General features: G+C 69.6%; 11 protein-coding genes. 8 read left to right on the top strand and 3 right to left on the bottom strand.

The window, feature by feature from the left end:
- Positions 1-5: 5 nt before the first annotated feature.
- The 5 genes from pheT (at position 6) to ACFYTQ_RS18455 (ending at position 8,181) form a co-directional block, all read left to right on the top strand.
- Positions 6-2,531, top strand: a complete 2,526-nt coding sequence (pheT, locus tag ACFYTQ_RS18435) for a phenylalanine--tRNA ligase subunit beta (protein ID WP_387362145.1) — start codon at positions 6-8, stop codon at positions 2,529-2,531.
- Positions 2,532-2,755: 224 nt separating this feature from the next.
- Positions 2,756-2,917, top strand: a complete 162-nt coding sequence (locus ACFYTQ_RS18440; RefSeq protein ID WP_387362147.1) for a hypothetical protein — start codon at positions 2,756-2,758, stop codon at positions 2,915-2,917.
- 75 nt (positions 2,918-2,992) lie between these two features.
- Positions 2,993-3,484, top strand: coding sequence for a hypothetical protein (locus tag ACFYTQ_RS18445; RefSeq protein ID WP_387362149.1), 492 nt, complete (start codon positions 2,993-2,995; stop codon positions 3,482-3,484).
- A 30-nt stretch (positions 3,485-3,514) separates the two neighbouring features.
- Positions 3,515-4,543: a hypothetical protein gene (locus ACFYTQ_RS18450; RefSeq protein ID WP_387362151.1), complete on the top strand. Its 1,029-nt coding sequence runs from the start codon at positions 3,515-3,517 to the stop codon at positions 4,541-4,543.
- A gap of 239 nt (positions 4,544-4,782) precedes the next feature.
- Positions 4,783-8,181, top strand: a complete 3,399-nt coding sequence (locus ACFYTQ_RS18455) for a DNA-directed RNA polymerase subunit beta (RefSeq protein ID WP_387362153.1) — start codon at positions 4,783-4,785, stop codon at positions 8,179-8,181.
- Positions 8,182-8,187: 6 nt separating this feature from the next.
- Here ACFYTQ_RS18455 and ACFYTQ_RS18460 read toward each other — a convergent pair whose 3' ends face one another.
- Genes ACFYTQ_RS18460 through ACFYTQ_RS18470 form a run of 3 tightly spaced genes read right to left on the bottom strand, consistent with a single transcriptional unit; the run spans position 8,188 to position 10,368 of the window.
- Positions 8,188-8,592 (bottom strand): RidA family protein, encoded by a 405-nt coding sequence (locus ACFYTQ_RS18460; protein WP_387362155.1) that lies wholly within the window; start codon positions 8,590-8,592, stop codon positions 8,188-8,190.
- On the bottom strand, positions 8,582-9,352 hold the full coding sequence (locus tag ACFYTQ_RS18465) for an IclR family transcriptional regulator (RefSeq protein WP_387362157.1): 771 nt from the start codon (positions 9,350-9,352) through the stop codon (positions 8,582-8,584). Before ACFYTQ_RS18465 ends, ACFYTQ_RS18460 begins: the two co-directional genes overlap by 11 nt.
- A complete protein-coding gene (locus ACFYTQ_RS18470) occupies positions 9,349-10,368 on the bottom strand; it encodes a sugar kinase (RefSeq protein ID WP_387362159.1) in 1,020 nt (339 codons plus the stop codon). The genes ACFYTQ_RS18465 and ACFYTQ_RS18470 overlap by 4 nt, the downstream gene beginning before the upstream one ends.
- A gap of 130 nt (positions 10,369-10,498) precedes the next feature.
- Here ACFYTQ_RS18470 and ACFYTQ_RS18475 point away from each other — a divergent pair, with 130 nt between their 5' ends.
- Genes ACFYTQ_RS18475 through ACFYTQ_RS18485 form a run of 3 tightly spaced genes read left to right on the top strand, consistent with a single transcriptional unit; the run spans position 10,499 to position 14,012 of the window.
- Entirely contained in the window at positions 10,499-11,770 is a 1,272-nt protein-coding gene (locus ACFYTQ_RS18475; protein WP_387362161.1) for an amino acid deaminase, read from the top strand.
- Positions 11,771-11,784: 14 nt separating this feature from the next.
- A complete protein-coding gene (locus tag ACFYTQ_RS18480; RefSeq protein ID WP_387362163.1) occupies positions 11,785-13,395 on the top strand; it encodes an amidohydrolase family protein in 1,611 nt (536 codons plus the stop codon).
- Complete coding sequence (locus ACFYTQ_RS18485; protein ID WP_387362165.1) at positions 13,392-14,012, top strand: bifunctional 4-hydroxy-2-oxoglutarate aldolase/2-dehydro-3-deoxy-phosphogluconate aldolase; 621 nt, start codon at positions 13,392-13,394, stop codon at positions 14,010-14,012. Before ACFYTQ_RS18480 ends, ACFYTQ_RS18485 begins: the two co-directional genes overlap by 4 nt.
- Positions 14,013-14,020 lie beyond the last annotated feature (8 nt).

The raw sequence follows: 14,020 nt of genomic DNA on the forward strand, positions 1-14,020 counted from the left end.
GTCAAGTGCGAGTAGCACAGTCCTGGCTGGCCGAAGTCCTGCAGCGCACCACGCCCGGGTGGTCGGTGACGCCGGAGGAGCTCGACGCCGGGTTCACCCGGGTCGGCCTCGAGGTCGAGGAGATCGAGACCCTCGCGCCGGTCACCGGTGACCTCGAGCGGCCGCTGGTGGTCGGGCGGGTCGCCGAGATCACCGAGTTGACCGAGTTCAAGAAGCCGATCCGGTTCTGCAAGGTCGACATCGGCAAGCCTGATCTCCAGGAGATCATCTGCGGCGCAACGAATTTCGCGGTCGGTGATCTGGTCGTGGTGGTGTTGCCGGGCGGTGTGCTGCCGGGCGGGTTCGCCATCTCGTCGCGCAAGACCTACGGGCACACCTCGCACGGGATGATCTGCTCGGTGGCCGAATTGGGCATCGGCAAGGATCATTCGGGGATCCTGGTGCTGGAGCCGGGGACCGCCGAGCCGGGGGCGGACGCCAACGAACTGCTCGGGCTCGGGGACACCGTGGTGGAGCTGGCGATCACGCCGGATCGGGGGTACGCGTTCTCGGTGCGCGGGTTGGCGCGGGAGCTGGCGTGCGGCTTCGATCTCGAGTACGCCGATCCGGCGGTGCGCACGCTGCCCGGCCCCGGCGAAGGGCATGCCGGGGCCCTGGAAGAGGGGCCCGCGTGGTCGGTCACGCTGGAGCCCGAATCCCTGTGCACGCGGTTCGCGGCGCGGCGGGTGAGCGGCATCGATCCGAAGGCCGTGAGCCCGTGGTGGTTGCAGCGGCGGCTGTTGCTGTCGGGGGTGCGGCCGATCTCGCCGGCCGTGGACGTCACCAACTACGTGATGCTCGAGCTCGGGCAGCCGCTGCACGCGTTCGACGCCGGGAAACTCAACGGCGGCTTGGTGGTTCGGCGCGCGCACAAGGGTGAGACGCTGCGCACGCTCGACGACGTGGAGCGCACGCTCGACGCCGAGGACGTGGTGATCGCCGACGAGTCCGGGGTGCAGTCGCTGGCGGGGGTGATGGGCGGCGCGGCCACCGAGGTGGCCGACGATTCCACCGACATCCTGCTCGAGGCCGCGACCTGGAATCCCGTGGCGATCGCGCGGACCGTGCGGCGGCACAAGCTGCCCTCCGAGGCCGCGAAACGCTATGAGCGCGTGGTCGATCCGGAGATCAATGTGGCCGCGCTGGATCGCGCCGCGACGCTGCTGGCCGAGATCGCCGGGGGCACGGTCGAATCCGCGCTCACCGATGTGCGGGTGCCGACGCCGGGACCGCGGCCGATCCGCATCGATATCGATCTCGCCGATCGGACCGCGGGCGTGGCGTATCCGACCGGGAGTTCGGCGCGGCGGCTCGCGCAGATCGGGTGCGCGGTCGAGGTCGGGGTCAGCGAGTCCGGGCACGGGCAGCTGGTGGTCACCCCGCCGAGCTGGCGGCCGGATCTGAGCCAGCCCGCCGACCTGGTCGAGGAGGTGCTGCGGCTCGAGGGGCTGGACAAGATTCCGTCGGTGTTGCCGAGCGCGCCCGCCGGACGGGGACTCACCGCGACGCAGCGGCGGCGGCGAGCGGTCAGCCGGGCGCTGGCGTTCGCGGGGACCGTGGAGGTGCCGGTGTCGCTGTTCATGCCGGGCGCCGCGTTCGACACGTGGGGGCTCGACGCCGACGATCCGCGGCGCAACGCCCTGCGGGTGCTCAATCCGCTCGACGTGGAGCGGGCGGAGCTGGCGACGACGCTGCTGCCCGGACTGCTGGAAGTGGCCGCGCGCAACATCTCTCGCGGCGAGCGGGATCTGGCCGTCTACGGGATCGCGCAGGTGGTGCTGCCGACGCCGCACACGGGTCCGGTGGAGCCCCTGCCGGTGGACCGGCGGCCGACCGACGAACAGATTGCGGCGCTGTTGAATTCGCTGCCCGAACAGCCGGTGCACGTCGCGGCCGTGCTGGCCGGGCGGCGCGAACCGCGCGGTCCGTGGGGGCCGGGGCGGGCCGCCGAGGCCGCCGACGCGTTCGCGCTCGTGGACGCCATCGGCGATGCGGCCGGGGTGCGGATCGAGCGGCGGGCGGCGGCGTATCTGCCGTGGCATCCGGGCCGGTGCGCGGAGCTGGTCGTCGAGGGCCGGGTGGTCGGCCACGCCGGGGAGTTGCATCCGGCGGTGCTCGAGCGGGCGGGTCTGCCGCCGCGCACCTGCGCCCTCGAACTGGATCTGGACGCGTTGCCGCTGCGCGAGATTCGCCCGGCGCCCGCGGTGTCGCCGTTCCCGGCGGTGTTGCAGGACGTCTCGGTGAGCGTGGACCGGGCGGTGCCCGCCGCCTCGGTCGAATCCGCGTTGCGGTCCGGGGCCGGGGAACTGCTCGAGGACATCGCCCTGTTCGACGTCTACGAGGGCGCGCAGGCCGGAGAAGGCCGCCGCTCCCTCACCTACGCCCTGCGCTTCCGCGCCCCCGACCGCACCCTCACCGAGGACGAGGCCAGCGCGGCCCGCGATGCCGCCGTGGCCGCGGCCGCCGATGCCGTGGGGGCCGCGCTGCGCTGACTCGCGGGCGAGGCTGGGCGGCACCGCGATTCGGTGCCGCCCGAGAGGGTGGTTGAGCAGCGGGGACTTTCCCGGGGCCATCGAGGAGGCTCGCGGGGCGGCGAGGTTCATAACGATTCGGCGGCGGGTTCGCCGGGGAGGTGATCTCGGGGGTCCGGTGGGGTACTAGTTCGAGAATCCCACTGGCACAGCGTGTTCGAGCGCTAGGGACCGAGGAGAACGCCATGAACGAGCCGGTTTGCATCGATTGCTGGCGCCGCGACAACCTCACCTTCGTACAACGACTCGATCCGGCCTTCGTCACCCCCGGCCCCGTCCACCGCTGCGTCCCGCACCGCACGGCCCACGAGGACCTGCGCGGCGGGCCCGCGCCACAGGCCGCTTGAGGGCGGTGACGTGCACGGCTGGGCCATAGGTGCGCGCCCGGGCTGTGGGGTGCGCGGAGTGCGTAGCCTGGAAGTATGTCTGAGATCGGGGATTTCGCGGCGCTGTTGGCGGCTCTGAAGGATGAGGATCTGCTGGCCGTTGTCGCTACCGCGACCACCGGTCGGCCCGCGTTGGATCGGCTGCATCTGGTGGCGGTCGAATTGGCCGGGCACACCGGTCATATCGAGGTGCGGGGGGATGTGACTTCGACCACGGGCGACCCGGGGCCGGGGGTGGCGGATGCCACGCCTGCGACATACGGGCAGGTCGCGCCTGTGAGTGGAACCGGGATGTCGCCCGGTGGGATCGGGGAAGTCGGGGGTTATTCTCCCGGGGGCGTACCTACTTTCGAGTCAGTTCGCGATAAGGTCGAGCAGCGCTTCGGTACCGCACAGGGGATGGGCGAACTCGATCGGCAGACACCGGCGGGCCGCAGTGCCGACGAACAGTGGCAAGCGCGGGAGAAGGCCGCGCGCGACCGTTTGGACGAGATTCGGAACTCGATGCGCCGCAACGACTCCGGCTAGTCCGGCGGTCCGGACGAATCGAGGGTACCGATGACCGAACCGCGGGAGATCGCCGAACGACTGCTCGACGCCCAGGTGGACTTCATCCTCTCGGAGGTGTCCGGCGACCGATTCGCCGAGGTCGTCGCCCGCGACGTGGCCACCGTGCTCGAGGTGGCCGACACCATCGTCTTCCGCGACGTCGTCGCCGTCGACCAGGCCAAGCTGACCGTGCGCAAGGTCGTCGACCACGGCGGCGACAGCCCGCTGCTGCGCGAACTGCTCGGCGTGCTGGCGAATTCGCTGTACGACCACATCGCGGGCAACGACGACTACACCCTCGGCGACGTCGTCGAGCGCGAACCGGTCGAGGCCCTGCTCGAGAAGATCCTCGGCATGTACGGCACCCAGGAACGCCTGCTCGACCGCCTCAGCGAGGCCCCGACCGCCGGACCGGTCGCCGCGAAGTTCTCCGACATGCTCATCGACGACATCCTCGAGGCGAACAAGAAGATCGCGGGCCGCGTGCCGGGCGCGGGTTCGCTGATGTCGCTGGGCCAGTCCGCGGTGAAGTCCGCGCGCAAGGCCGTGGAGAACAGCCGCGTCGGCGACCTCGCCGCCCGCGGCACCCTCTACGCGCTCAAGCGGGTCACCAACGCCATCCGCGAGACCCTGCGCGAGGCGCCCGTGCACGGCGCGGCCATGGAGTTCTGGGATCTGCACGCGGGCGAACCGGTCAGCGGCCTGCGCGACTACCTGAGCCAGGCCGATCTGCGCGAGCTGGTGCTGCTCGTGCACGAGATCGTGAAGACCAGCCGCAACAAGGAATACGTCGGCCTGCTGCTCGACGAGTCGGTGGAGGTCTTCTTCGCCCGGTACGGGGACCACACCCTCGCCGGGCTGCTGCCCGAACTCGGCCTCACCCCCGACGACATCAGCGAGGAGATCCTGCGCTACGGCCCCGCGGTGATCGAGGCCGCCAAGCGGGACGGCGTGCTGGCGGCCCGGATTCGCGAACGGCTCGAACCCTTCTACACCTCCGACCAGGTGCTGGGCATTCTCGATTTGACTAATCCCTGATCCCGTGCCATTCTAAAAATGGGAAGACACAGAAGCATTCAAGTGTCTCTTTCGTCGTGCTCTCGACATATCTCTTCTTTCCGTGTAGTTTGAGACCTCGCGCCGGGGCGCGTGCTGTCCAACTCTCGCCAGAATGAAACATCTCTACCCGTCGTTGTCGAGGCATGTTCGGGTGGCGTCCGGCACGGTGCGCAATCAATTCACCGCACCCAAACGCATACCGTGGGGAAGGACGCATCTTGGCAGTCTCGAGTCATACCGGGCGGGTCTCGTTCGCGAAAATCCGTGAGCCACTGGCGGTTCCGCAGTTGCTGTCGGTTCAGACCGATTCGTTCCGATGGCTGGTCGAAGAGGGTCTGGCCGAGGTTCTCGACGAGATCAGCCCCATCGAGGACTTCGGCGAGACGATGTCGCTGACGCTGTCGCAGCCTCGTTTCGAGGAGGTCAAGGCCTCGGTCGACGAGTGCAAGGACAAGGACATGACCTACGCGGCGCCGTTGTTCGTCACCGCGGAGTTCATCAACAACAACACCGGCGAGATCAAGTCGCAGACGGTCTTCATGGGCGATTTCCCGATGATGACCGATACCGGCACCTTCGTGGTGAACGGCACCGAGCGGGTCATCATCTCCCAGCTGGTCCGCTCCCCGGGCGTCTACTTCGACCGGACCATCGACAAGTCCACCGAGAAGACGCTGCACAGCGCGCGGATCATCCCCTCGCGCGGCGCCTGGCTCGAATTCGACATCGACAAGCGCGACACCGTCGGCGTGCGCATCGACCGCAAGCGTCGCCAGCCGGTGACCGTGCTGCTCAAGGCGCTCGGCTGGACCACCGAGCGGATCACCGAACGGTTCGGGTTCTCCGGCATCCTGCTGTCGTCGCTGGAGAAGGACAACACCCCGGGCCAGGACGAGGCGCTGCTCGACATCTACCGCAAGCTGCGGCCGGGCGAGCCGCCGACCAAGGAGTCCGCGCAGACGCTGCTGGAGAACCTGTTCTTCAGCGAGAAGCGCTACGACCTCGCGCGGGTGGGCCGCTACAAGATGAACAAGAAGCTCGGGATCCACACCGGCGAGGCGGTCGGCGCGCCGGTGCTCACCGAGGAGGATCTCGTCGCGATCATCGAGTACCTGCTGCGGCTGCACGCCGGGGAGACGACGATGACCGCGCCCGGGGGCATCGAGGTGCCCGTGGACGTGGACGATATCGACCACTTCGGCAACCGCCGACTACGCACGGTCGGCGAGCTGATCCAGAACCAGTTCCGGGTCGGCCTGTCGCGCATGGAACGCGTTGTGCGCGAACGTATGACGACCCAGGACGTGGAGGCGATCACCCCGCAGACGCTGATCAATATCCGGCCCGTGGTCGCGGGGCTGCGGGAGTTCTTCGGCACCTCGCAGCAGTCGCAGTTCATGGAGCAGCGCAATCCGCTGGCGAGCCTGACCCACAAGCGTCGCCTGTCGGCGCTGGGTCCGGGCGGCCTGAATCGGGAGCGGGCCAGCCTCGAGGTCCGCGACGTGCACTACAGCCACTACGGCCGGATGTGCCCGATCGAGACGCCGGAGGGCCCGAACATCGGGTTGATGGGGTATCTGTCGGTGTACGCGCGGGTCAATCCGTTCGGGTTCATCGAGACCCCGTACCGCAAGGTCGTCGACGGCCGGGTCACCGACGAGGTGGACTATCTGTCCGCCGATCAGGAGGACCTGCACGTGGTCGCGCAGGCGAACGAGCCGCTCGACGCCGACGGCCGTTTCGTCGCCGACCGAATCGCGGTGCGGCGCAAGAACTCCGAGGTCGAGCTGGTGCCCGCCGCCGCGATCGACTACATGGATGTGTCGCCGCGGCAGATGGTTTCGGTCGCCACGGCGATGATCCCGTTCCTCGAGCACGACGACGCCAACCGCGCGCTCATGGGCGCCAATATGCAGAAGCAGGCCGTCCCGCTGATCCGCTCGGAGGCCCCGATCGTCGGCACCGGGATGGAGGTGCGCGCCGCGATCGATTCCGGTGAGGTCGTGGTGAACGAGAAAGACGGTGTGGTGGAGGAGGTTTCGGCCGATTACATCACCGTCATGCACGACGACGGCACGCGGCGCAGCTACCGGTTGCGGAAGTTCGCGCGGTCGAACCAGGGCACCTGCGCGAATCAGCGTCCGATCGTGGACGAGGGTCAGCGGGTGGAGAAGGGCCAGGTTCTCGCCGACGGGCCGTGCACCGAGAACGGTGAGATGGCGCTGGGCAAGAACCTGCTCGTCGCGGTCATGCCGTGGGAGGGTCACAACTACGAGGACGCGATCATCCTGTCGCAGCGTCTCGTGGAGGAAGACGTGCTCACCTCGATCCACATCGAGGAGCACGAGATCGACGCCCGCGACACGAAGTTGGGTGCCGAGGAGATCACTCGCGATATCCCGAATGTGTCCGATGAGGTGCTCGCCGATCTGGACGAGCGCGGCATCGTGCGCATCGGCGCGGAGGTTCGTGACGGTGACATCCTGGTGGGCAAGGTGACCCCGAAGGGTGAGACCGAGCTGACTCCGGAGGAGCGGCTGCTGCGCGCGATCTTCGGTGAGAAGGCCCGCGAGGTCCGCGACACCTCGCTGAAGGTGCCGCACGGTGAGTCCGGCAAGGTGATCGGTATCCGCGTGTTCTCCCGCGAGGACGACGACGATCTGCCTCCGGGTGTGAACGAGCTGGTGCGGGTGTATGTGGCGCAGAAGCGCAAGATCCAGGACGGCGACAAGCTCGCGGGTCGGCACGGCAACAAGGGTGTGATCGGCAAGATCCTCGCGAAGGAGGATATGCCGTTCCTGCCCGACGGGACCCCGGTGGACATCATCTTGAACACCCATGGTGTGCCGCGTCGTATGAACATCGGCCAGATCCTGGAGACCCATCTGGGCTGGATCGGCAAGGCGGGCTGGGATGTTCGGCTCGCCGACGGGGCGCGACCGGATTGGGCGCGGCGGCTGTCGGAGGATCTGCTGGCGGCCGACCCCGACACCAAGGTGGCGACACCGGTGTTCGACGGGGTGCGCGAGGACGAACTCACCGGGCTGCTGTCGTCCACCCTGCCCAATCGCGACGGGGAGGTCATGGTCGGTGAGGACGGCAAGGCGACGCTGTTCGACGGCCGCACGGGCGAGCCGTTCCCGTACCCGATCGCCGTGGGCTACATGTACATCCTGAAGCTGCACCACCTGGTCGACGACAAGATCCACGCGCGTTCGACCGGTCCGTACTCGATGATCACCCAGCAGCCCCTCGGTGGTAAGGCGCAGTTCGGTGGTCAGCGCTTCGGCGAGATGGAGTGCTGGGCCATGCAGGCCTACGGCGCCGCCTACACGCTCCAGGAACTGCTCACCATCAAGTCCGACGACGTGGTCGGTCGCGTGAAGGTGTACGAGGCGATCGTCAAGGGCGACAACGTGCCCGAGGCCGGGGTGCCCGAATCGTTCAAGGTGCTGCTCAAGGAGCTCCAGTCGCTGTGCCTCAATGTCGAGGTGCTGTCGGCGGGTTCGGCCGTCGAGCTGAACACCGGCGACGACGACATCGACCGGACCGCGGCCAATCTCGGAATCACGCTGTCGCGCAACGAGTCCGCCGCGGTGAACGACCTGCCCGGCTGAGTCCGGTCAGTCCACGATCGCCAGCGCGTCGATCTCCACCAGCATCTCCGGGCGGGGCAGGCCGGTGAAGACCGTTGTGCGGCACGGGAGTACGTCACCCGTCGTGTGGTTCCCGACGAACGCGCCGTAGGCGTCGTTCATGAGCGGGAAATCCTCGCGGCGGGTGAGGTACACCCGCAACATCACCACGTCGTCGAAGCGCGCGCCCGCCGCCTCGACGATCGCCCGCACGTTCTCCAGGGTCCGGACGGTCTGGGCGGCCACGTCGCCGGGATGGACGTAGTCGCCGGTGGCCGGGTCGACCGGGCCCTGCCCGGACACCTGGACGAACGGGCCCTTGCGCACGCCCTGCGAGAAGGTGTGCGCCGGGGCGGGCGCGGCGGCGGTGCGGACGGCGAGTTTATCGGTCATGGACGGCCTTTCGGGGTTCGGGGCTCCAGCCGAGCCCGGCGGACACACTGTCGGCGGTGGCGCGCAGGCGGGGCAGCAGGCCCAGCACCTGGTCGTGATCGAGGAGCAGATCCGGCACCGACACCGACAGCGCGGCGGTCACCGCGCCCGTGCCGTCGCGGATCGGGACCGCCACGCAGTTGACGAAGCTCTCGTGCTCCTCGCGGTCCTCGGCGAAGCCTTGCGCGGCAACGGTTTCCAGCTCCGCGAGGTAGCTGTCCGGGTCGCCGAGGGTGTGTTCGGTGAAGCGGCGGTAGTCGATCCGCTCCGCGATCTCGCGCCACCGCGCCCGCGGTTGCCCCGCCACCAGCACCTTGCCCACGGCCGTGCAGTGCAGCGGCGCGGGGCGGCCCACCCGCGAGTACATGCGCACGCTCTGGGTGGCGTCGAGTTTGTCGATGTAGACGGCCTCGCCGGATTCGTAGGTGGCCAGATGCACGGTCTGACCGGTGGCGGCGTTGAGCGCCTCCAGATGCGGGCGGGCCACCGTGCGCACGTCGCGGCGCTCCAGCGAGCGGTTGGCCAGCTCGAACAGCCGCGCCCCCAACGTGTATCGATGATCGCTGCCGTGGGTGACGAACCGCTGCGCCTCCATGGTCTGCAACAGGCGCAGCACCGTCGACTTGTGCACGCCCAGCGCGGCGGCCAGCTGGTCCAGGCTGCGGGCGTCCTCGCCGAGTTCGGTGAGGATCGTCAGCGCTCGGCGCAGGCTCTGGCTCACGACGTTCCCTCCACCCGTATCCGCGCCCACTCCGAACACGGTGCGGCGGCGTGCCTTTCGAGTCGCTGCCGGGGCGGCAGTTCGGCCACGTCGCCGGTCCCGGTGAGCGCCGCCGCCGCGCACAGGTGACCGAAGCGCAGCAGCTGTTCGTGCGGGCGGCCGTGCAGCAGGGCCGCCAGATAGCCGCCCGCGAAGGCGTCGCCCGCGCCGATCGCCTCGGTCACCTCCAGCCGCAGGGCCGGGACCTCGATCCAGCGTTCGCCGAGGAAACCGGTGACCGAGTGCCCGCTGTTCTTGACCACCAGATGCCGTGGGCGCGGGAACATCTCGCGCAGCCGCGCCGGATCGCCGGTGCCGAAGACCTCCTCGGCCTCGTCCGCGCCCACGAACACCACGTCGGCGCGGCGGACGTGCGCGGCCAGCACGTCGGCCGCCGACTCCGGACGCCGAATCCACAGGGCGGGACGGTAATTCACGTCGAAGCCGATCAGGCGATCGCCACGCTGGCGGTCCAGCAGCGCCTCGGTGAGCGCGGTGGCCGACGGGGAGAGCGCGGTGGTGACGCCGGTGAAGTGGACGAGCGCGGCGCGGTCGAGCAGGGGTGCGGCGGCGGTGAGGTCGGCGGGGGACAGCGCGCTGGCCGCCGACCCGGTGCGGTAGTACAGCATCCGGCTGGCGCCCGCCGCGAGATCGGTGGGCCGGTCCGAGCCGCCGCCGCGCTCCTTGACGTACACGCCGGTCGGGCGGGCCGGGTCCACGTGGACCGCGCTGGTGTCCACGCCCCGGGAGGCCAGATGCCGCATCAGGTAGCGGCCGAAACCGTCGTCGCCGACCCGGGATATCCACGCGGTCGGCACGCCGAGCTGGGCGAGCACGGTCGCGACATTCACCTCCGCCCCGCCCGCGGTGCGGTCGAAGACGGGGGAATCCTCCAACGGCCCCGGGCGGGCGACCAGCACGGCCAATCCCTCGCCCACGGTGACGGCGCGCGGCGGGGTCGGCGTGGGGCGGGTCACGGAAACTCCTCGGAACGCTTGCGGGTCGCGATGTCGCTGTGCAGAATAACCACGGAAAACAAGATACGCAATGCGAGTTGCAAAATATGCAATAGCGAGAAAGTATTTTGGCCCGATCGGAAGGAGCGCCGTGTCCATCGAGAGCGGGAGAAGCGTGGAACGGTCGGGTCGCATCGATACCGCCGCGGTCGCGACGCTCGCCGATCTGGTGATCGGCCCGGAGCACAAGGCGCTGCCGCCGCGCGCCTGGGGGACGACGGTGCGCGAATTCCTCGACACCGCACCGCGTCTGGACGATCTCCAGACGCCGGTGCTCACCCTGGACCGGGGCGCGCTCGACGGCAATATCGCCGTCATGGCCGAGTGGGCCGCCGCGGCCGGGGTGCGGCTGGCCCCGCACGGCAAGACCACCATGGCCCCGCGGCTGTGGGCCGAGCAGCTGGCCGCGGGCGCGTGGGGGATCACGGTGGCCACCCCGTGGCAGGCGCAGGTGGCGCGGGCGTTCGGGGTGGATCGGGTGCTGCTGGCCAACCCGTTGCTCGATCCGGTCGGATTGCGGTGGGCGGCGGCGGAATCCGCGCTGGAACCGCCGTTCGAGCTGGTCAGCTGGGCCGACAGCGTCGAGACCGTGGCGGCGATGGATCGGGTGCTCACCGAGGCGGGCGCGCGGGTGCGGCTGCCGGTGCTGGTGGAACTCGGTGGGCCGCACGGGCGGACGGGGGCGCGCGGACTGGACGCGGCGCGGACGGTGGCCGAGGCCGTGCGGGCGTCGGAGCGGTTGGAGCTGGCCGGGATCGGCGGGTACGAGGGCGCGCTGGCGCACGACCGGGCGGCGGAATCGGTTGCGGCGCTGCGGGATTACCTGGATACCTTCGTGCGGCTGCATTGGGAGCTGGCCGGTGCGTACGAGCGGCCCGCGATCGTGTCCGCGGGCGGCAGCGCGTATCCCGATCTGGTGGTGGAGCGGCTGGCGTCGCTCGCGGACGGGGGCGACACCACGGTGTTGCTGCGGTCGGGGGCGTATGTGATCCACGACGACGGGTTCTACGCGGGGATCACACCGATCTCCGGGTTGCGGTCGGCCATGCACATGTGGGCGCGGGTGCTGTCGCGGCCGGAGCCGGGGCTGGCGTTGCTGGACGCGGGGAAGCGCGATCAGCCGTTCGATGAGGGATTGCCGGTGCCGCAACGGATTTCGGGGTCGGCGCGGGTCACCAAGTTGGCCGATCAGCACACGTTTCTGGAGCTGTCGGAGGGCGGGGAGCTCGCGGTCGGTGAGGTAGTGCGGTTGGGGTTGTCGCATCCGTGCACGGCCATGGACAAGTGGCGGCTGGTGCCGGTCGTCGACGATGCCGACGCCGAGCGACCTCGCGTGATCGATTTCGTGCACACCTTCTTCTGATTCGGCGAGAACGTATGAGCTACTTGTTGTTCCGGGATATCGCCGTTGTCGACGGCACCGGTGATCCGCGCTATCGCGGGGATGTCGTGGTGGAGGACGGGCGGATCGCCGATATCGCGGCCCCGGGCGCGATCGAGGGCGCCGGGCGGGTGATCGACGGCGAGAAGCTCGTGCTGACACCGGGTTTCATCGATATGCACGCGCATTCGGATCTGCATCTGCTGACCGAGCCGGGGCATTTCGCGAAGATCAGCCAGGGCGTCACCACCGAGGTGATCGGGCAGGACGGGCTGTCGTACGCGCCGGTCGACGATGTCACCCTCGCGATGGTGCGGCGGCAGATCGCCGGGTGGAACGGTGATCCCGCCGGGTTGGACTTCTCCTGGCGGACGGTCGGGGAGTATCTGGAGCGGCTGGATCGGGGGATTACGCCCAATGCGGCGTATCTGGTGCCGCAGGGGACGCTGCGGTTGCTGGTCGTGGGCGCCGAGCGGCGCGCGGCCACGACCGCGGAGATCGACCGGATGTGCGCGCTGCTGGCCCAAGGGCTGGCGGAGGGCGCGGTGGGGATGTCGAGCGGGTTGACCTATCCTCCCGGAATGTACGCCGACACAGCGGAATTGGCGGCGCTGTGCGCGGTGGTGGCGGAGGCGGGCGGGTTCTACGCGCCGCACACCCGCTCCTACGGGGCCGGGGCGCTCGACGCGTACGCGGAGATGATCGGGCTGGCGCGCCGGACCGGGTGCGCGCTGCATCTGACGCACGCCACCATGAACTTCGCCGAGAATCGCGGGCGGGCGGGGGAATTGCTCGCGCTGGTGGACGCGGCGCTGGCGGAGGGGTGCGATATCAGTCTCGACACCTACCCGTATCTGCCCGGCGCGACGACCTTGTCGGCGCTGCTGCCGAGCTGGGCCATGTCGGGTGGGCCGGACGCGGCGCTGGCGCGGCTCGCGGATCCCGTTGCGCGGGAACGGATCACGTTCGATGTGAGTGTGCTTGGCTCCGACGGGTGTCACGGGGTGACCGTGGCGTGGGAGACGATCCAGATCAGCGGGGTCGGCGACGCGGCATTGAGCGGGTACGTGGGGCGGACGGTCGCCGAGATCGCGGCGGACGAGGGACGTGAACCGGTGGCGGTGTTCTTCGATCTGCTCGTGCGCGACGAGCTGGCGACGACGATCCTGCAACACGTCGGGCACGAGGAGAACGTGCGCGCGATCATGCGGCACGCCCGGCACATGGGCGGCAGTGACGCGCTGCTGGTGGGGGAGCGGCCGCATCCGCGGGCGTGGGGGACGTTCCCGCGCTACCTCGGGTATTACGCGCGCGAACTCGGGGTGTTCGGGCTCGAGGAGTGTGTGCATCACCTCACCGGGCGGCCCGCGCGGCGGCTGCGGCTGCGGGAACGAGGGTTGGTGCGGGTGGGGTACGCGGCGGATCTGGTGGTGTTCGATCCCGAAACCGTCCGGGACACAGCGACTTTCGAGGATCCGAAGCGGCAGGCGCGGGGGATCGAACAGGTGTTGGTGAACGGGGAGTTCGCGATCGAGGACGGGAAGGCCACGGGGCGGTTGGCCGGGCGGGCGTTGCGGATGGATTCGGTGCGGAAGGAGACGCGATGACCTCGGCGTTGGACGTCGTGCTGGCCGATCGGGTGCTGACGGTGGTGCGTGCGCCGCGGATTCCCGATCCCCGAGCGCTCGCCGACGCGCTTGCCGGTGCCGGAATCCGTTGTGTCGAACTGACTTTCACGACGCCGGACGTGCTCGCGGCGGTGCGGGCGGCGGCGGGGTCGGAGCGGGCCGTGTGCGGGGTGGGGACGGTGCTGACCGGGGACCAGGCGGCCGCCGCGATCGACGCGGGGGCGCGGTTCCTGGTGACGCCGGGGATTCGGGCCGAGGTGGCGGGGGTGGCCGCGCGGCACGGAATACCGGTCGTGATGGGGGCTTTCACGCCCAGTGAGGTGCTGGCCGCACTGGATCTCGGGGCGGCGGCGGTGAAGATCTTTCCCGCTCGCGCGCTCGGGCCCGGATACCTGAGGGATCTGCGCGGGCCCTTTCCCGATACGGCGTTCATTCCCTCCGGCGGTGTCAATGCCGGGAATGCCGCCGACTTTCTCGCACACGGCGCGGCCGCGGTCACCGCGGGCACCGATGTCGTGGCACCCGATGACGTCGCCGCGGGCCGATGGTCCGTCATCGCCTCGCGCGCGGCGTCTTTCGTTCGATCCATGAATTGAGGTACATC

The organism is Nocardia sp. NPDC004068 (genome assembly GCF_042874315.1).
GTDB lineage: Bacteria > Actinomycetota > Actinomycetes > Mycobacteriales > Mycobacteriaceae > Nocardia.